The 19,296-nt window shown below is 46.8% G+C and carries 16 protein-coding genes; 7 read left to right on the top strand and 9 right to left on the bottom strand.

Annotated features, from left to right (window positions below):
• Genes INF28_RS05660 through INF28_RS05650 form a run of 3 tightly spaced genes read right to left on the bottom strand, consistent with a single transcriptional unit; the run spans window position 1 to window position 2,336 of the window.
• Window positions 1-438 (bottom strand): DUF1934 domain-containing protein, encoded by a 438-nt coding sequence (locus INF28_RS05660; protein ID WP_226392496.1) that lies wholly within the window; start codon window positions 436-438, stop codon window positions 1-3.
• A gap of 21 nt (window positions 439-459) precedes the next feature.
• Complete coding sequence (murI, locus tag INF28_RS05655) at window positions 460-1,266, bottom strand: glutamate racemase (RefSeq protein ID WP_226392495.1); 807 nt, start codon at window positions 1,264-1,266, stop codon at window positions 460-462.
• 17 nt (window positions 1,267-1,283) lie between these two features.
• Complete coding sequence (locus INF28_RS05650; protein WP_226392494.1) at window positions 1,284-2,336, bottom strand: D-alanine--D-alanine ligase family protein; 1,053 nt, start codon at window positions 2,334-2,336, stop codon at window positions 1,284-1,286.
• 225 nt (window positions 2,337-2,561) lie between these two features.
• On the opposite strand from INF28_RS05650, the gene INF28_RS05645 reads away from it, so the two are divergent.
• Together INF28_RS05645 and INF28_RS05640 are read left to right on the top strand one after the other, a co-directional pair.
• Window positions 2,562-3,209: a stage II sporulation protein R gene (locus INF28_RS05645; protein WP_226392493.1), complete on the top strand. Its 648-nt coding sequence runs from the start codon at window positions 2,562-2,564 to the stop codon at window positions 3,207-3,209.
• A 298-nt stretch (window positions 3,210-3,507) separates the two neighbouring features.
• The gene (locus tag INF28_RS05640; protein WP_226392492.1) at window positions 3,508-5,658 is read left to right on the top strand and encodes a PTS transporter subunit IIABC; all 2,151 of its coding nucleotides are present in this window, start codon (window positions 3,508-3,510) and stop codon (window positions 5,656-5,658) included.
• 51 nt (window positions 5,659-5,709) lie between these two features.
• Here INF28_RS05640 and INF28_RS05635 read toward each other — a convergent pair whose 3' ends face one another.
• The 5 genes from INF28_RS05635 to spoVAC all read right to left on the bottom strand — a co-directional run bounded on the left by INF28_RS05635 (window position 5,710) and on the right by spoVAC (window position 9,573).
• The gene (locus tag INF28_RS05635) at window positions 5,710-6,555 is read right to left on the bottom strand and encodes an SDR family oxidoreductase (protein WP_226392491.1); all 846 of its coding nucleotides are present in this window, start codon (window positions 6,553-6,555) and stop codon (window positions 5,710-5,712) included.
• The gene (locus tag INF28_RS05630) at window positions 6,552-7,604 is read right to left on the bottom strand and encodes a mannonate dehydratase (RefSeq protein ID WP_226392490.1); all 1,053 of its coding nucleotides are present in this window, start codon (window positions 7,602-7,604) and stop codon (window positions 6,552-6,554) included. The genes INF28_RS05635 and INF28_RS05630 overlap by 4 nt, the downstream gene beginning before the upstream one ends.
• A gap of 131 nt (window positions 7,605-7,735) precedes the next feature.
• Entirely contained in the window at window positions 7,736-8,092 is a 357-nt protein-coding gene (spoVAE, locus tag INF28_RS05625) for a stage V sporulation protein AE (protein ID WP_226392489.1), read from the bottom strand.
• Between the two features lie 14 nt (window positions 8,093-8,106).
• Window positions 8,107-9,117 carry a stage V sporulation protein AD gene (spoVAD, locus tag INF28_RS05620; RefSeq protein ID WP_226392488.1) on the bottom strand — a complete coding sequence of 337 codons (1,011 nt, stop codon included), beginning with the start codon at window positions 9,115-9,117 and terminating at the stop codon, window positions 8,107-8,109.
• 3 nt (window positions 9,118-9,120) lie between these two features.
• Window positions 9,121-9,573 (bottom strand): stage V sporulation protein AC, encoded by a 453-nt coding sequence (gene spoVAC, locus INF28_RS05615; RefSeq protein WP_226392487.1) that lies wholly within the window; start codon window positions 9,571-9,573, stop codon window positions 9,121-9,123.
• Window positions 9,574-9,977: 404 nt separating this feature from the next.
• Between spoVAC and INF28_RS05610 the strand changes: the two genes are divergently transcribed.
• The 5 genes from INF28_RS05610 (at window position 9,978) to INF28_RS05590 (ending at window position 17,217) form a co-directional block, all read left to right on the top strand.
• Window positions 9,978-11,402, top strand: a complete 1,425-nt coding sequence (locus INF28_RS05610) for an amino acid permease (RefSeq protein ID WP_226392486.1) — start codon at window positions 9,978-9,980, stop codon at window positions 11,400-11,402.
• An 18-nt stretch (window positions 11,403-11,420) separates the two neighbouring features.
• A complete protein-coding gene (locus tag INF28_RS05605; RefSeq protein ID WP_226392485.1) occupies window positions 11,421-12,731 on the top strand; it encodes a M18 family aminopeptidase in 1,311 nt (436 codons plus the stop codon).
• Between the two features lie 125 nt (window positions 12,732-12,856).
• Window positions 12,857-14,533 carry a formate--tetrahydrofolate ligase gene (locus tag INF28_RS05600; protein ID WP_226392484.1) on the top strand — a complete coding sequence of 559 codons (1,677 nt, stop codon included), beginning with the start codon at window positions 12,857-12,859 and terminating at the stop codon, window positions 14,531-14,533.
• Window positions 14,534-14,572: 39 nt separating this feature from the next.
• Complete coding sequence (gene mnmG, locus INF28_RS05595) at window positions 14,573-16,462, top strand: tRNA uridine-5-carboxymethylaminomethyl(34) synthesis enzyme MnmG (protein ID WP_264175703.1); 1,890 nt, start codon at window positions 14,573-14,575, stop codon at window positions 16,460-16,462.
• Window positions 16,459-17,217 (top strand): hypothetical protein, encoded by a 759-nt coding sequence (locus INF28_RS05590; protein WP_226392482.1) that lies wholly within the window; start codon window positions 16,459-16,461, stop codon window positions 17,215-17,217. Before mnmG ends, INF28_RS05590 begins: the two co-directional genes overlap by 4 nt.
• Window positions 17,218-17,306: 89 nt before the next feature.
• Here INF28_RS05590 and INF28_RS05585 read toward each other — a convergent pair whose 3' ends face one another.
• The gene (locus tag INF28_RS05585; RefSeq protein WP_226392481.1) at window positions 17,307-19,160 is read right to left on the bottom strand and encodes an S-layer homology domain-containing protein; all 1,854 of its coding nucleotides are present in this window, start codon (window positions 19,158-19,160) and stop codon (window positions 17,307-17,309) included.
• Window positions 19,161-19,296 lie beyond the last annotated feature (136 nt).

Genomic DNA, 19,296 nt, shown 5'->3' with positions numbered 1-19,296 from the left:
CTACTTTGAATAGGCCACAATCGGCCGAATCTCCACATGCAATGAATTTTGTATGAAATTTTCGTTATCCGCATCCAAAGTATAATCCACCTTCAGCTTTCCTTCCAATCCGGAAAAAGCATAATCAATTTCCGAAGTATAAATTGCCGCGCCAATATCACCATAGGGCGTTGGATACAGACACAAATTACATTCCCCGGCTTCATAATGCATTTTCATATTAAATTTACCCCGTCGGGTCACCACAACATTTCCCGGCCAAATCTTAATGGTGGTAGTGGTGTCTGCAAAACCGGTCATTTCACTTTCCTTATACATAATATAATATTTCTGATTCAAAATCCCGAATTTACCGGGAGTTTGCAGTTCAATCGGCTCCAATATCTCACCATCGGTCTCCTGAATGGTCTTTATACTGATCAATACATTTGCATCCATGCTTTACTCCGTTTCTGCCGCTTAGTAATTTTCAATATTCACAAGGTGTACACTTCCGTCAACGCTTTTTTCCAAAAACATGCCGGCGATTTCCGTAAAATTATCCACTGCATCACTGACATAATACTGCGCTGCGCCGTAGCCTCTGCTGCAAAGCAAATCCTTTTCCTCCAGCTTTTGCTTGGCATACACAGCCGCCTCTGCCCCAGCATCCACCAACTGTACTTGTTCCCCCATGATGTCATGGATCACACCCCGGAGCAACGGATAATGCGTACAGCCCAGAATCAGAGTGTCCACACCAGCATCCTTTAACGGCTGCAAATATTCTGCGGCGATCAGCCGGGCAACCTCTCCGTCAGTATATCCATTTTCCACCAGGGGCACAAACATGGGACAGGCTTTGCTGTACACTTCCAGTCCAGAATCTATCCTCTTCAATGTCTGTAAATATTTCCCGCTCCGCACCGTTCCATGGGTACCGATCACCCCAATTTTTCCACTTTGGGTCAGAGCCGCCGCCTTTTTACAGGCAGGATCCAAAACACCTTCGATGTCCATATCAAATTCACTGCGGATAAAGGGCAGCGCCGCACTGCTGGCCGTGCCGCAGGCAATAATAATAAATTTAATATCAAAAGTCTCCAAAAACCGAATGTCCTGCCGCGTATATTTTAAGATGGTATCGGCGCTTCGACTTCCATAGGGAACACGGCCCGTATCGCCGAAATATATAATATCCTCGCCGGGCATGATCTCCATCACTTTTTTCACACAGGTCAATCCGCCCAGTCCGGAATCAAAAATTCCAATGGGTCTATTGTCCATAGATCCCCCGCCTCCTCTCAGCGATTATCAAGGGCCAGTGCAATCAGACGGTCAATCAGTTCGCTATAACTTACACCACTGGCTTCCCACAGTTTGGCATACATGCTGATAGAAGTAAATCCAGGCATAGTATTGATTTCATTAAGGAAAACCTTTCCAGTTTCCTTTTCCACGAAAAAGTCTACCCTTGAAAGGCCGCGGCACTCGCAGGCACGGTATGCCTTCACCGCGTTCTCCCGCAGTTTTTCAACAATCTCCGGCTGAAGCTTTGCAGGAATCGTCAAAACAGATGCCGCATTATTATATTTGGCATCATAGTCATAAAACTCTGCCGCCGGCGCAATTTCTCCTACCACGGGGGCACAAACTGGATCCAGATTTCCCATCACACTGCTCTCAACTTCGGTTCCGGTCATCATTTCTTCCACCAAAAGCTTTTCATCATGCAAGAAAGCCAGCGCAATTCCCTCTTCCAGTTCGCTCCGGTTATGCGCCTTAGTAATTCCCACCGACGACCCTGCGTTCGCAGGTTTTACAAAACAGGGATATCCCAATTTTTCCTCTACTTCATCGATCTTTTTCTCGCCTTTCTTCATTTCTACCCAGGCAGCCTGCGCAATACCGGCGCGTTCAAATAAAGCCTTTGCAATACATTTATCCATACAAGCCGCACTGCCAATTACGCCAGAACCTACATATGGAATACCCGCCAGTTCCAACAGGCCCTGAACAGTGCCATCCTCACCGTTCTTGCCATGAAGCACAGGAAAGACCACATCAACAGGATAGGTCTTCAACCCCTCTGCTCCGAAACGCAAAATGGTCTTCTGCGTCCGATCAGGAGAGATACAGGCACGGTCAAAATTCCACTGCGCAGGATCGTTAAGGTTCGAAAGTCCCTCTGCATCCCCGTCGTAGTAGTACCAGCCTCCCTCTTTGGATATAGCCAGTTTATGTACTTCATATTTATCCGGGTCAATATTGCGAAGCACCGAAGCCGCAGAAAGCAAAGATACTTCATGCTCACTGGATGCACCGCCAAAAATGACACACAGGTTGATTTTTGCCATAACTATTTACACTGCCTTTCTGCCCGCAAAGCTATCTCTGTCCGCTCAGCCCTGCCTGCGGGCAGACAAGGCTTTTTTCTGCATAGAAAAATACAATTATACATTGTACCTCAAACCCAATAAAAAATCAAGATGTATAAAGCACAAAAATCCGGCAAGAATATAACTGATATTAAGTTGTCCCGTAGCAAGTTCTCTTGTGCGGGGCGGAAGGAGCAAAATCAAATGAACAAAACTTTCTTTTTCAGATACATAATCCCCGGGCTTTTCTGCCTTTTCAGCATCGCCCTTATAGCTGGCATCCTGCTATGCAGTTCTGTCCTACAAAATCAAAAAGAGATTGCCTCCCACGTCCTGCGTCTTCACATCATAGCAAATAGTGACCAAGCACAAGATCAGAGAATCAAACTTCAAGTAAGGGACCGGATTTTGTCCGATTGCGGCTTTTTGTTTCAGAATTGTACCAACGCGCAGGAAGCAGCAAAGCGAGCCAAAACCTATGCGCCGCTGCTGCAGAGGACAGCGCAGGCAGAATTAAAAAAGCAAGGTTTTTTGGGTCGGGCTTCCGTCACCATAGAACCCTGCCGGTTCCCCACCCGGGATTACGGAGGGGTCCGTCTTCCGGCTGGAACTTATACCGCTGTTAATATCCGTATTGGTGCTGCCGCAGGTCATAACTGGTGGTGTGTCATGTATCCGCCTCTCTGCCTGACCGGAGATGCTGTAAAAGCAGATGATGAAACGCTTCAAGATCTCCGCCAGGAACTTTCTGCCGAAGAATATGCCATGGTAACCCAGACAGGAGAAATTCGGATTCAAATGAAATTGAAAATTGCGGAAATTTTGAGTCAATATTTTCCTATCTTTAAATAAATTTTAGATATTTTTACCAAAAATTTCTGGACAAATCTTTCGCAATATGGTATAATAAGCACAAACAAAAAAAGTATTTTGTCATTTTATGTTGTTTTGGTTTCCCTAACGGGAAAGCTGATTCTTTTTCATCCGGGGACGACAACTTCTGCCAGAGAATAAAATAACTCTGCCGTGGATTATTCCGGGATTCTTTTGATTTGTGCATACTTTGCTTTCTGCGGCGGCTTGATCCAGCCCGATATGACCCTGTATAAAAATTCATTTTTAAAATAAACACAAAGAAAGGAGCCTTTCCATGAAAGATAAGATTTTCGGTGTACTGCAGCGTGTCGGACGTTCCTTTATGCTACCCATTGCCATCCTGCCGGTAGCCGGGCTATTTCTGGGGATCGGCGGCGCATTTACCAATGAAACCATGCTGAAAACCTACAACCTAATGAGCGTAATGGGGCCTGGAACTCCCATTCATGCGGTATTGCAGGTCTTAAACAGCTGCGGCGATATTGTATTTTCTAACCTGCCGCTGATTTTTGCCATTGGTATTTCCATCGGCATGGCAAAAAAAGAAAAAGAGGTTGCAGCCCTGGCGGGCGCGATTGCATTTTTCGTCATGCACGCTGCCATTGGTGCTATGGCGCTTAACGCCTATGGGGCGGACGGTGTTGCCGAACACATAAAAGAGGGTGCCATGGCGTCCGTGCTAGGTATTAATTCCCTGCAAATGGGCGTTTTCGGCGGAATCATTGTAGGCCTTGGCGTTGCGGCATTGCATAACCGCTTTTATAAAATCCAGCTGCCGCAGGTACTTTCCTTCTTCGGCGGCACACGGTTCGTACCTATTATCTCCTCCGCCGTATATCTCGTGGTCGGTATTCTGATGTTTTTTATCTGGCCACCCATTCAAACCGGCATTACCTATATCGGCAAATTGGTACAAAATTCGGGATACTTCGGCACATGGGTATACGGGCTGACCGAACGGGCACTGATTCCCTTCGGACTGCATCATGTCTTCTATCTGCCTTTCTGGCAGACCAATGTAGGCGGAACCATGGAAATTATGGGAAAAACCTGGGAAGGAGCCCAGAATATCTTTTTTGCCCAGCTTTCTGACCCCTCTGTAAAACACTTTGCGGTTTCTGCCACCCGGTTCATGTCCGGCAAATTCCCACTAATGATTTTCGGCTTGCCTGGCGCGGCCCTTGCCATGTATCAGTGTGCCCGCCCAGAAAAACGCAAAATCGTAGGCGGCCTTCTGCTTTCCGCGGCACTAACCTCTATGCTGACCGGAATTACCGAACCGCTTGAATTTACCTTTTTATTTGTTGCGCCCATGCTCTATGCGATTCACTGTGTATTTGCCGGCCTTGCCTATATGCTGATGCATATACTAAATGTGGGAGTTGGCATGACCTTCTCCGGCGGTCTTATCGACCTGTTTTTGTTTGGTATTTTGCAGGGCAACGCCAAAACCAGCTGGATCTATATTGTTATTGTCGGTATCGGTTATTTTATCGTTTATTACTTCCTGTTCCGGTTCCTGATTCGCAAATTTAACCTGAAAACACCGGGACGCGAGGCAGACTCGGAAGAAACCAAGCTCTATACCCGGGCGGACGTCAATGCGAGAAAACAAGAAAGATCTGGAAAAGGACAAGACGCTCAAAATACCGATTCCCGTTCCGCTTTGATTACAAAAGGCCTGGGTGGAAAAACCAACATCAGCGATGTGGACTGCTGTGCTACCCGACTCCGAATTACAGTGCATGACAGCAGCAAAGTAGATGATGGCTTACTGAAATCCAGCGGTGCAGCAGGAGTTATCCGCAAAGGCAACGGCGTGCAGGTCATTTATGGCCCCAGTGTCACCGTAGTAAAATCGAATCTAGAAGACTATTTATCCTCTGCACCGGATATTCCGGAAGATAACATTACCATACCAGAATCTGCTGGAGAAACGCCAAAGCCCGCGACAGCGCCGGAGGGGAAAACTGTTCCCTTATACGCGCCTCTGTCTGGAAAGGTAATTCCACTTGAAAAGGTACCGGATGAAGTATTCTCGCAGGGCATATTGGGGCAGGGCATTGCCATAGAACCAGAAGAAGGTAAACTTTACGCCCCAGCCGATGCCACGATTGAAAATGTTTTTGACACCAAACACGCCATCGGGTTGTTAACCAAAGACGGAATTGATCTTCTGCTCCATGTGGGGCTGGATACAGTCAAGCTGAACGGAAAACACTTTACAGTGCATGTGCAAAACGGTGATACCGTCCGGCGGGGAGACTTGCTGGCCGAATTTGACATCGCAGGCATTCAAAATGATGGCTACCCCACCATAACACCAATGATTATTTGCAACACGGACGAATGCGGCGAAATTGTTCCCGCCTACGCCAGTGACCAGGTTCAGCACGGCGATCTCTTGCTTACCATTCAAAAATAAGTAAAAAACGGCCGCGGCTTCTTGTTTGAAGAAGCCGCGGCCGTTTCCTAATTATACGCCAGAATAAGCGGAAAAACCTCCATCTACCGGAATGACAATTCCATTGACAAACCCAGACGCCTCTTTGGACACCAAAAACAGCAGAGCGCCCAATAATTCCTGGGCTTCCCCAAATCGGTTCATAGGCGTGCTATTTAAGATTTTCCCAGTACGCGGTGTGGGCGTACCGTCATCATGAAACAGCAGCTTTTCATTCTGCTTGGTCACAAAAAAACCGGGAGCAATGGCGTTGCAGCGAATTCCCGTCCGCGAAAAATGCACTGCCAGCCACTGGGTAAAGTTGGATATGGCCGCTTTGGCACCGCTGTATGCCGGAATTTTGGTCAGCGGCGTGTAAGCATTCATGCTGGAAATATTGATGATGCTTGCGTCTTCTTTTTCCAGCATATCCTTGGCAAACACCTGCGTAGGCAGCAAGGTTCCCAAAAAATTCAGATTAAATACAAATTCAACGCCAGACTTGTCCAGATCAAAAAAGGTTTTCACCTTTCCCAAATCTTCCGGCTCAAAATATTCATCATCCGTGGTGGCTTTTGGATTATTGCCCCCCGCACCGTTAATAAGAATATCACAGCTTCCGAAATCCTCCAAAACCTGGGCATGCGCCTTTTCCAGACTATCCTTGTCCAGTACATTGCAGCAATAGCCTTTGGCAATGCCGCCGTTCTTTACGATTTCCTGTGCAAATGCGTTGGCAGCCTCTTCGTTTAAATCCAGCAGTGCCACCTTCGCGCCGGTCTGCGCCAATGCTTCAGCAAACATGGAACACAATACGCCGCCAGCGCCGGTCACCACTGCCACCTTTCCTGTTAAATCAATTTGAAACGGCAGTTTCATTTCTGTATCTCTCCTTTCAGTTTATCCAGGGTTTCCCAGATTCCAGTCATATACATAGCGCCCAAAGCCCGGTCATATAATCCATAGCCGGGTTTTCCGGTCTCGCCCCATATCATCCGTCCATGATCGGGACGCAAATATCCTTTAAAATTTACCTCATGATATGCCTTTAAAATCTCCACAATATCCAAAGAACCACAGGGAGAATAATGGGCGCTTTCCTCAAAGGAACCATCCTCTAAAATTTTTACATTCCGCACATGGGCAAAGTGGATCCTTCCAGCTTTGCCATATTTTTTCACCATATGTACATAGTCATTGGCTTTGGTACACCCAAGGCTGCCGCTGCATAATGTCAGGCCATGATGGGAATCATTATACAAAGCCAAAAACCTGTCAATATTTTCCTCAGAAGTGATAATCCGGGGAATACCAAAAATGGACCAGGGCGGGTCATCGGGATGAATCGCCATATTCACATCGCACTCTGCCGCCACAGGCATGATCTCTTGGATAAAATATGCCAAACTTTCCCATAGGCCCTCTTCTCCCTGCTTTTGATACGCCTCAATTAATCCGGCAATTTCCTTGGGTGAATAGGATGCGTCCCATCCCGGCAAAGTCAAACGGGTTGGATCCATCTTCCCCACATCTTCCTTATAATAGACAAGCGCATTGGATCCGTCCGGCAAAGGTTGATCCAAACGGGAACGGGTCCAGTCAAAGACCGGCATAAAATTATAGCATATGCATTTCACTCCCGCTTCAGCCAAAGAACGGATATTCTCTTTATAATTTTCGATATACCTTTTATAGTCCCCTCGGCGCAGCTTAATATCCTCATGCACCGGAACGCTTTCAATGACCTCCATCTCAAGTCCTTTGGCTTGGACCAGCTCCTTCATATGGGCAATTTCCTTCCGCGGCCAAATCTCTCCCGCCGGCACAGAATATACCGCCGTAACCACTCCGGTCATACCTGGTATTTGCCGAATATGATCCAGTGTTACCGGATCCTCTTCTCCGTACCACCGAAATGTCATTTTCATCTTTGTGCACATCCTTTCTGTTTTCCTAAGATAAAACAGCACTTTGTTACCATTATATCACGTTAAAACAGAAAAACATTTCATATCTTGCTCAATTATATAGCAAAGATTGCCCCTCCACGCACAAAAAATCAGGATTTTACCTTAGGTTTAAAAATCAGCGCCGCTAAAAAGCCAAACACAATGGATGCGGTGATTCCTCCGGCGGCAGCCTCTGCACCTCCGGTCAAGATCCCCAAAATACCGTGTTCCTGCACCCCTTTAATCACGCCCTGCGCCAGTACATTTCCAAATCCCACAATGGGAATGGATGCCCCGGCCCCCGCGAATCGCACCAAAGGATCATACAGGCCAAGCCCGCCAAGCACGGTTCCAGTTACCACAAACAAAACCAAAATTCTGGCTGGCGTCAATTTTGTTTTATCAATCAAAACCTGAGCAATGGCACAAATCAATCCACCTACCCAGAATGCATTTACATACTGCATGCTTTCTCCTTTCTTCACTCTGCCGATAAAACAGCCGCATGGGCAATGCCCGGTACCGATTCGCCCTGTAAACTCGAGGTAGTACTGAGCATGGCGCCCGTTCCAATTACAAGAACCTTTTTCCATTCTTTCTGCCGCAGTCCCTCTAAAATTCTGCCGCAAAGCACGGATGCGACACAGCCGCAGCCGCTTCCGCCCGCATGGACATCTACCTTTTCCCGATCATAAATCATACATCCGCAGTCCTGATAATTTTTAGAGATATCATAACCTTCCTTTTCCATCATTTCAATCAGAATTTCACGGCCTATCACGCCCAAATCTCCAGTTAAAATCAGATCATAATCCGCCGGGCCTCTGCCCAAATCCCTAAAATGCGCGCAAAGAGTATCAAATGCCGCCGGCGCCATAGCGCCCCCCATATTGTTAGCATCCTTCACTCCCATATCCATAATCTTACCAGTGGTGATGTGCGTCACCTTAGGTCCAGCCCCTTGCTTTGCCAGAATCACTGCTCCAGCGCCAGTCACTGTCCACTGAGCGGTGGGCGTCCGTTGCCCGCCGTATTCCAGGGGCATTCGATACTGCCGCTCTGCGGTACAAAAATGGCTGGAAGTCACCGCCGCCGCATACTCGGCAAATCCGCCATCTATCAGCATAGCTCCTAAACTCAGTCCCTCGATCATAGTGGAACACGCCCCGTAAATCCCCAGAAAAGGAACTTCCATTTCCCGAAGGCCAAATCCAGCGCCAATGCACTGATTGAGCAGATCTCCTGCCAAAATGTAGTGAAGATCTTCCGACTTTAATTCCGCTTTCCGCAATGCAGCCTTTAAAACTTCTTTCTGCATTTTACTCTCTGTTTTTTCCCATGTCTCCTCATTCCATTCCGCATCCGGCATAACAATATCAAAGCACTCCCCCAGCGGGCCTTCTTTTTCCTTTTGCCCTGCCACCGATGCATAAGCACAGATTCTGACATCTCCTTGAAAACCAACTGTCTGCCTGCCATGTCTTTTTTCCATGTCCTATCCCCCTATAAACCGTATAATATAATATATTATTCCAACACCCACCGAAGCCGTAATTCCATATACCAAAACCGGCCCCGCTATGACAAACATTTTTGACGCAAGCCCCAGCACCAATCCTTCTTTTTTAAACTCCATGGCAGGAGATACAATGGAATTGGCAAAACCAGTAATGGGTACCAGCGTTCCTGCTCCAGCATACTTTCCAATTTTGCAGTACACATCCATTCCGGTAAGCAATGCTCCAAAAAAAATCATGGTAATGCTCGCCGCAGTCCGTGCCGTAGACTCCTCCAACCCGGCAATGGTTTGATAAAAATCCGTCACTGCCTGACCTATGGTGCAAATTGCCCCGCCAATTACAAAAGCAAATAAAACATTTTTTAACAGCGGACTGTTCGGCGATTTCTTTTCTAAATATTTCTGATATTCCTGTTGATTATACTGCATGATTATCACCTCTTCCTTGCACTTTAGTATTTGCCATATTGCGGATTTTATGCCGAAACTATCTTTTTATAAAAATAATAACTTTATAATTCGACTTTTAAATGTCAAAAAATAAAAAATATACGTTTTTTATTTATTTTTTTGAAAAATTTTACCTGGTGTCCCAATTATAGGACACCTGTCGTGCTATAATGAAAACAGCGAAACATTCAAGAGTAATTCTTAGTGTTCCGCATAAATTCTTCTCGATCCCCGTTGCGAAGATCCGCGCAATGGGGGCTTTTTTTGTATAATTTTTAAAACAAAAGCACAAACTGTTTTCGGATATACTACAGCATATTTTCCTTTACTTATTAGAAAAAATAGATTATACTGAAAGAAAAAAAGGATTGGGGGACACAGGTATGAAAAAAGAAGCAAACAACGAAAAAAAAATCATGTGGTACACACTTGCATTGATGGCCTTTTCCACCGTCTGGGGATTTGGAAATGTGATTAACGGCTTTGCCGTTTACGGAGGGCTTCGCTCTATTGTTCCGTGGATTATGGTATTTGTCCTGTACTTTGTCCCCTATGCCTTGATGGTTGGCGAACTTGGTTCTGCCTTTCGCAATGCGGAGGGGGGCGTCAGCTCCTGGGTACACGAAACCATCGGTCCGCGCATGGCTTTTTATGCCGGCTGGACATACTGGATCGTGCATATGCCGTATATTTCCCAAAAACCTACCACTGCACTGATCGCGGCAGGCTGGGTTATTTTTGGCGACGGCAGGGTCAGTCAAATCAGCGCCGCCACGCTGCATTTAGGTGGGCTTGTGCTATTTTCTCTCTGCCTTTACATGGCCAGCCGGGGGCTTTCCTGGATTAAAAAAATTGCTTCCGCGGCCGGCACTTCCATGTTTGTCATGTCCATTTTATTTATCTTGATGATGCTTGCCGCCCCGGCAGTAACCAGCGGACAGGGAATACAGCCCATCACCTGGTCATGGGACAGCTTCCGGCCCAGTTTTGACCTGAAATTCTGGATGAATATGTCTATCCTGATTTTAGCTGTTGGCGGATGTGAAAAAATTTCTCCCTATGTCAATAAAATGAAAGATCCAGGACACGGGTTTCCCAAAGGAATGATTGCCCTTGCAGTGATGGTAATGATCTGTGCTGTTTTGGGCACGCTTGCCCTTGGCATGATCGTCGATTCTTCCAATATTCCCGATGACTTTATGACCAACGGCGCATACTTCGCATTTCAGAAGGTAGGAGAGTTTTACGGCGTAGGTAATTTGCTGATGATCATTTACGCAATTGCCTATTTCATCGGTCAGGTTTCGGTTATCATTGTATCCATTGATGCACCGCTGCGCATTCTGCTTGACAGTGCAGACAGCAGCTATATTCCACCGGTTTTGATGAAAAAAAATAAATACGGGGTGTACATCAACGGCTATTGGCTGATTGCTATTATTGTAAGCATTCTGCTGATTCTTCCCGTATTTGGCATTGGCAGTGTCAATCAGATTGTGAAATACCTGATCCGGCTCAATGCCATCTGTATGCCTCTGCGTTATCTCTGGGTTTTTGCCGCATATGTGGCAATGCGCCGCCGGGATTGCTGGGATCCTGCTTACCGGTTTGTCAAAAATCGCTGGCTTGGCATGGCAGCCGGCGCCTGGTGTTTCGTCTTAACTGCCTATTCCTGCATCAGCGGAATACTCAACGCCGAATCCGCGTTTGAGCTTTTTATGAATATTTTAACCCCGTTTATTTTGCTGGGGCTGGGATTTCTTCTGCCTCTGGCCGCACGGCGAAAACAGCAACAATCAATAAAATAACAGAAGGGCTGTGATTTTATGTCTCAAGAACAAACCAAAGAATTGCTGGAATTTATCAAACAATGTCCCAGCAGCTATCATACCATCTCGGCGGCAGGGAAACAGCTGTCCGATGCAGGGTATATCCATCTTTCCGAAGGAGAGGAATGGAACATAGAAAAAGGCGGACGATATTTTGTGACCCGCAACCTATCTTCGATCATTGCCTTTCGGATTCCAGAAAATGATTTTTCCGGCTTTATGCTGACAGCAAGCCATAGCGAATCCCCTGCCTTTAAAATCAAGCCAGATCCAGAAATGAATGCGGAAAACACTTATATCAAGTTAAACACTGAAAAATACGGCGGTATGATTCTCTCCTCCTGGCTGGACCGTCCTTTATCTATTGCCGGACGGGTCATCATAAATACTGGAAAAGGCGTTGCCACAAAACTGGTTCATATTGACCGGGATCTTCTTTTGATTCCCAGCCTTGCCATTCACATGAACCGGAGCATCAACGAAAACGGTGCCCTCAATCCTCAAAAAGATATGCTGCCCCTGTTTGGCGACCAAACTGCAGAAAAACAATTTTGGCCCATGATCGCCAAGGCAGCTGGTACACAGCCAGAGAATATCCTAGGGTCTGACCTGTTCGTCTATTGCCGAAATGAAGGTACCCTATGGGGACATCAAAACGAGTTTGTCTCCGCACCGCGGCTTGATGACCTGCAATGTGTGTTTGGCACCCTAAAAGGATTTCTTGCTGGAGAAAATCCTCGTTCTTTACCGGTATTTTGCGTATTTGACAATGAAGAGGTAGGATCTGGCACCAAACAGGGCGCCGCCTCCACCTTTCTTCAGGATATTCTTCAGCGAATTTGTGCCGCTCTGTCACTAGACCACACTGAATATTTGCGGCGGCTTTCCTCCAGCTTCATGCTGTCCGCGGACAATGGCCATGCCGTCCACCCCAACCAGCCGGACAAGGCAGATCCGGGACATCGTCCCAGGCTGAACGGCGGTGTTGTCATCAAATATAACGCCGCGCAAAAATATACGACAGACGGCGTCTCGGAAGCAATTTTCCAGAAAATCTGCAAAACCGCAAATGTGCCGGTTCAAAAATACGTCAACCGCAGTGACATCCCCGGCGGTTCTACTTTAGGCAATTTATCCGCCGGAAAGGTTTCGGTTAATTCCGCAGATATTGGCCTTGCTCAATTGGCCATGCACTCCGCCTTTGAAACAGCCGGCGCTATGGATACCCTCTATCTGATTGAGGCCGTAACTGCTTTTTACAAAACCGCGCTTTTCTCTGATGCCGACGGAAATTATTCTTTTGTTTAAGTTTTATGGACTGCCGATTTTTGCGGCAGTCCATGAATTTTTCGTGAATTTTGACGTAAATTGTTTACAACCTATGCAAGGTGTGATAAGATAATAGTTACTGACACGAACGAGGAGGGTTTTGTATGAAAACGGATATCGAGATTGCCCAGTCGGCCGTTATGAAACCGATTGGTGAAATCGCAGCAAAGCTGCAGATTCCGGAAGATGATTTAGAATATTATGGTAAATACAAGGCCAAATTAGGGGATGATGTCTGGAACACCGTCAAAACACGTCCAGACGGAAAACTGATTCTGGTCACCGCCATCAATCCCACGCCCGCAGGGGAGGGAAAAACCACTACTACGGTGGGTCTGGGTCAAGCTATGGCCAAAATTGGAAAAAATGCGATTATTGCCTTGCGGGAACCGTCCATGGGTCCCGTCATGGGAGTGAAAGGCGGCGCAGCAGGCGGCGGCTATGCGCAAGTTGTTCCTATGGAGGACATCAATCTACATTTTACTGGGGATATGCATGCAATTACCGCTGCCAATAATCTTCTTTCTGCCGCCATTGACAACCACATACACCAGGGCAACACTCTTGGACTGGATCCCCGGCGGATTACCTGGAAACGCTGTCTGGATATGAACGACCGTGCACTGCGGCAAGTGGTGGTCGGACTGGGGGGAAAAACAAACGGATTCCCCCGGGAGGACGGTTTTATGATTACCGTTGCCAGTGAGATTATGGCAATTTTATGTCTTGCTGATAACATGGAGGACTTAAAGCTGCGTCTTGGAAGAATTGTCATCGGCTATAATTATGACAATCAGCCAGTAACTGCAAAACAGCTGCAAGTGGACGGCGCCATGGCACTGCTGCTTAAAGACGCCTTAAAGCCCAATCTGGTTCAAACACTGGAAAATACCCCTTGTCTGATGCACGGCGGTCCCTTTGCCAACATTGCCCACGGCTGCAATTCCATTCAGGCAACCCGGCTGGGACTTAAGCTGGCTGACTACTGCATTACAGAGGCCGGCTTTGGCTCTGATCTGGGAGCGGAAAAATTCTTTGACATCAAATGCCGGTTCGGCGGATTAAAGCCTTCTCTTGTGGTACTGGTGGCTACTATCCGCGCTTTAAAATATAACGGCGGTGTTCCCAAAGCAGAGCTTGGTACAGAAAACCTTGCTGCGCTGCAAAAAGGAATTGTCAATCTGGGCGCGCATATTGAAAATATGCAGAAGTATGGTCTGCCCGTAGTGGTCGCTCTTAATCGTTTTGCAACCGATACCGATGCCGAACTTGCTTTTGCAGAAAACTACTGCAAAGAAAAGAATGTCCCCGTTTCTTTATGTGAGGTCTTTTCTAAAGGTGGCGACGGCGGCACTGACCTTGCCCGCAAGGTAACCGAAATGATAGAAACCAACGACGGCAGCCAGCGCTTTGCGCCCATTTATGACGCACAGCTTCCCATCAAAGAAAAAATTGCTGCTATTGCTGAAAAAATTTACGGTGCTTCCGGCGTGGTTTACACCGGCAAAGCAGAAAAGGAAATTGCCCAGCTGACCCAGCTTGGCTTTGATACCATTCCGGTATGTATGGCCAAAACCCAATATTCCCTTTCAGACGATCCCAAACTTTTGGGACGGCCCTCGGATTTCTCTATTACCGTCCGTGAGGTTCGGGTTTCTGCCGGCGCCGGGTTTGTCGTCGCTTTGACCGGCGATGTCATGACCATGCCAGGCCTTCCCAAAGAACCTGCGGCAAACCGGATGGATATTGACGCAAACGGAAAAATTACCGGTCTTTTTTGACATAGCTTCCGATTTTTTTCGGAAAAAGGAGTGAAAGGTTTGTTTATTGCAGATACTTATGATATCGCCGTTGTAGGCGGCGGTCACGCTGGAATTGAAGCGGCCTTTGCGGCTGCACGGCTGGGAATGAAGACCTGCCTGTTTTCGATTTCTCTTGACAGTGTGGCCAACCTTCCCTGCAATCCCAGCATCGGCGGAACCGCAAAAGGACATCTTGTGCGGGAAATTGACGCGCTGGGCGGCGAAATGGGAAAGGCAGCGGATGCCACTTTTATTCAGTCACGGATGTTGAACCGTGGAAAAGGTCCCGCAGTGCATTCCCTGCGTGCGCAAATTGACCGGCGGCATTATCAGACAGAAATGAAACACCGGCTGGAATTGGAACCAAACTTAGATGTACGGCAGGCAGAAATTGTCGATGTGACACTGAACGAAAACGGTTCTATTCGGTCTGTCATTGCCAGAAGCGGTGCCGAATACCTGTGCCGCGCCGCAATTATTTGTACTGGCACATATCTGAAATCACGAATTATTATCGGCGAATTCAGCATGGAAAGTGGTCCCGACGGCGTTTTCCCCGCCAACGGCCTATCTGGGAACCTGCAAAAAATTGGCGTAGAATTGGTACGCTTTAAAACCGGAACTCCCCCCAGAATCAATCGGCGAAGCATTGACTTTTCCAAACTGGAAGAACAACCCGGCGATGCGGAGATTACACCCTTTTCCTTTGAGACAGAACAAACACTGGAAAACCAGGTATCCTGCTATATTACCTACACCAATGCAAAAACCCATGAGATCATCCTAAACAATCTGCACCGTTCCCCCCTTTACGGCGGCGATATTAAAGGAATTGGGCCAAGATACTGTCCTTCCATTGAAGATAAAATTGTGCGTTTTAAAGACAAGGAACGACATCAGCTGTTTGTAGAACCCATGGGGCTTGATACCGAAGAAATGTATTTGCAGGGCTTTTCCAGCAGTATGCCGGAAGATGTGCAGATTCAAATGATTCACTCTCTGCCGGGCTTTGAGCACGCACAGGTTATGCGCAATGCCTATGCCATTGAATATGACTGTGCCAATCCGCTCCAGCTGCAACCTACGCTGGAATTTAAAAAAATTCCGGGGCTATACGGAGCGGGTCAGTTTAATGGTACCTCTGGATATGAAGAAGCGGCGGCACAGGGACTGATGGCCGGCATCAACGCTGCCCGGAAGCTTTCCGGGAAGTCCCCGGTGGTGCTGGACCGTTCTGAAGCCTATATTGGAACCTTGATTGACGACCTGGTCACCAAAGGCACCAATGAGCCCTACCGCATGATGACCTCCCGGTCTGAATACAGGCTCTTGCTCCGGCAGGATAACGCGGATCTGCGGCTTACCCCCTTAGGCTATGAAATTGGCTTAATCTCTAAGGAACGGTATGCCGCCTTTCTGCAAAAAAAGCAACAAATCGAAGAGGAAACCCAGCGGCTTGCAACGCTTAGTTTTTCTCCTTCGCCTGCATTGCAGGCCTATTTGCAGGAAATAGGCAGTACGCCGCTGAAATCGGGAATACGGGCATGTGAACTGCTTAAACGCCCCCAAGTCACCTATGAAGGGTTACTGCCCTTTGATTCCCAGCGGCCAAGTCTTCCCCGCCCAGTATGGGAACAGGCAGAAATTTCCATTAAATATGCAGGTTATATCAAACGGCAAATGGCACAGGCCGAACAATTCAAAAAACTGGAATCCAAAATGATTCCTGAAAACATTGATTATCTGCACATGGACGGACTGCGGATTGAAGCACGGCAGAAACTGGATAAAATACGACCCCGCTCTTTGGGCCAGGCATCACGGATCTCCGGCGTTTCACCAGCGGATATTGCCGTATTAATGATATTTTTAAAAACAACACAACAAAGTAAGGAGGAATCCCAATGAAGGAAAAACAAATCTGTGTTCTTCTGTTAGCAGCGGCAGTGCTTGCCGCATCCTTAACCGGCTGCGGAAAAGAAAAAACCCTAAGTTCTACCGGAGATAACATTGTTCCAAAAGCCTCTGCCCAAGCAGATTCCCAACAAGAAGAAAACAGCGAAGATTCCACTACCTCCCCTGATGCCAATTATGAGGTTCAGCTGGACGAACGCAGTGAGGAAACCAAATATCAGTATGGTATGGACGATCTTTCTTTGGTAGACACCGTCAGCGGACAGAAAATTTCTATCGGTATGAACGAAGTAGAAGTGGAAGCCATTGCAGGCACACCGATTTCCACCGACCGAAATTACCGTGTCTATGAAGGTGTGGTGGTTTCCTACACAGATGATTTAAAGGTAAATGCTCTGATTGTATCCAGCGGCCAGTTCACTGACGCCAGCCAGGCTGTACGTTATAAATCCAGCCGCGGTGTGGGTTTGAATACCAGCTTTGATGATTTTGTCAAAGCATACGGTGATCAATACAACCAGCGCACAGAGGGCAGCACAGAAGACGGTACGCCTTCTGAAACGCCGGCCAACGCAATCCGGTATTTTAAACTGGATGGAAAAAAAGTGGAGTATCTTGGCACTTCTTTGACAGATGATATGAAAAAAGACGGTACAGAAAATATTTACATGCAGGACTTTATGTTTGATAAAGAAAACAATCAAGTAACCACCATGCGTGTCAGCGCGCTTGATGCCGTCGGAAGATAAAAAAAGTAAAATAATCCAATGAAAAACAGCGGAGCAAATACACACTCCGCTGTTTTTTATGCATATTTTTTTCAGATTGACAGAACCTATTATTTAACGATAATAATCGTTGCCTCAAAAATACCATTGTTTTCTGCACCGGTAATGGATACCGTTGCGCCTTTTTCAATGGATTTGGCTGTTGTGGTATCGCCGGAACTCTTTAAGAACGTGGTTTTCGTATTATAATAAATACTCTGAGAATTGCCGTTGCTGTCTTCTACCGTGATCACTTTGTAACTGGTATTGATGCCTGTCACCGTTCCGGTTACTTCCCCTTTTTCATTGGTAGAAACGGAAGACGCCATCAAGGTTCTGATTTCTGAACTGTCCAGCGTACCGGAAACCGTAATATTCGGCCGCAGGTCATAAATAGTAGCTTCTTCTCCCGAAATCAAGATCCGGGCATCGGAACGCAGCTTAAAGTTCTCGGCTTTACCATCGATCAAAATAGTAACCGAAGGCTGGGTGGCAATAACAATCTCACTCAAAACGCCGGTAAAACTTTCTGTGCTGCTGGTTGCCTTCACCTTGGTTATTTTCCCCTTATACAGCTCCATTGTCACCTTATCACCGGCAGAAAGCTCTCTGTATTCCGCACTGCTTCCATCCCGTGTCACCGTGGCACCTTTGCTGGAAACCACATACTGCTGTTCATCGCCTTCACTGTCTTCTACATAAAGGTAAACGTGATCATCTTCATCAAATTCCACTTCTGTCAATGTACCAGAAATGGTCAAATCCGTATCTTCAACAGAGATGGCCACAATTTTTCCACCAGAAATCGTTGCCTTAACAAAATCATTCTTCTTTAAACTGCTGAAATTGCCCTTGGTGCCGTTGATGGTGTAAGTACAATTAGAAGCCGCCGTATAAGTAGCATTATTGGAGCTATCCTCGGAATCCGCCAAAGTAATCCGCTGTCCATCAGCAGATTCTGTTAAGGAAGAAATCAATGCATAAACAACCGTGCCCTTCTTATCCGATACACTACCGCTGCCCTCAGAGACGACTTCAATCAACTGAATATGGCCATTAATTTCTACTGCAGCAATTTCACTGCCTTCCGCCAAAGTATTCAGCTGAATGCTCTTGCCATCCTGACGAGCGACCGTATCATCATTCACGTTCCGCTCACTGACGTCACCGTTCCTGTCAATGGCAATAACATCATTATTCAAATCCAGCGTATCAATGGTGCCGGTATAGGTCATCTTGTCCAGCTTATCAATCATCCGGGCAAGCAAGGTTGCCATCTGTGCACGAGTCAATGAAGTGGTCGGAGAAAACTGCGGATTGCCGTTTGCATCCTTGTCCATACCGTTCATGATTCCTTCCTCAGTCACATATTCTACATACGGCTTTGCGCTGGAAGGAATTTTAGCATCATCTGCATAAGTTGCCGGAGATACAGAAAACGCCTTTGCCTCACTGTCCGCACCCATCAGCTTTGCCATAAGCATTGCCGCCTGGTATCTGAGAAGCTCCGTATTTGCGTTGGCGGTAGAGGCATAGTCCACCAAATCGCTTTCTGTCAAAATCCCCATATACAGCAGGAAACACAGCTCATCCGGATAGGTGGTATTATATTTGGCAACAGTAGTTCCATACATTGCCTTTGCATTCGCCGTAAAATCCGCATATTCTTCCTCTTCCACACCCAACATTCTGGACATTAAAAGCAGGCACTCTATTTTGGAAATTGCCCGGTACGGTTTAAAGGTTCCTTCTTCATAGCCTTTAATGTACCCTGCCTCTGTCATTTGCGTAATGGAATCTTTTGCCCATGCAACTGTGGGATCATTGTCTACATCATTGAAACTGAGCGCAAAAACTGACGCCGAAAGAGTAGAAAGCGCCATACTCAGACATACTGCACATGAAAGGATCCTATGTTTTTTCATAATTGTTCCTCCTGTAATTCATATTTATCTTTTTCGTTTTGCAGAGAAATTCCTGCCGCAAAACCACATCATGTTCTAATCCTCTACACTAAATATACCATATCTGCTTTTATAATTCAACTGGTTCTGAAAAAAA

Source organism: Ructibacterium gallinarum (assembly GCF_014982785.1).
Taxonomy (GTDB): domain Bacteria; phylum Bacillota; class Clostridia; order Monoglobales; family Monoglobaceae; genus Ructibacterium; species Ructibacterium gallinarum.
Note: the sequence above shows the minus strand (reverse complement) of the source record. Positions and strands in the feature narration are given on the sequence as shown.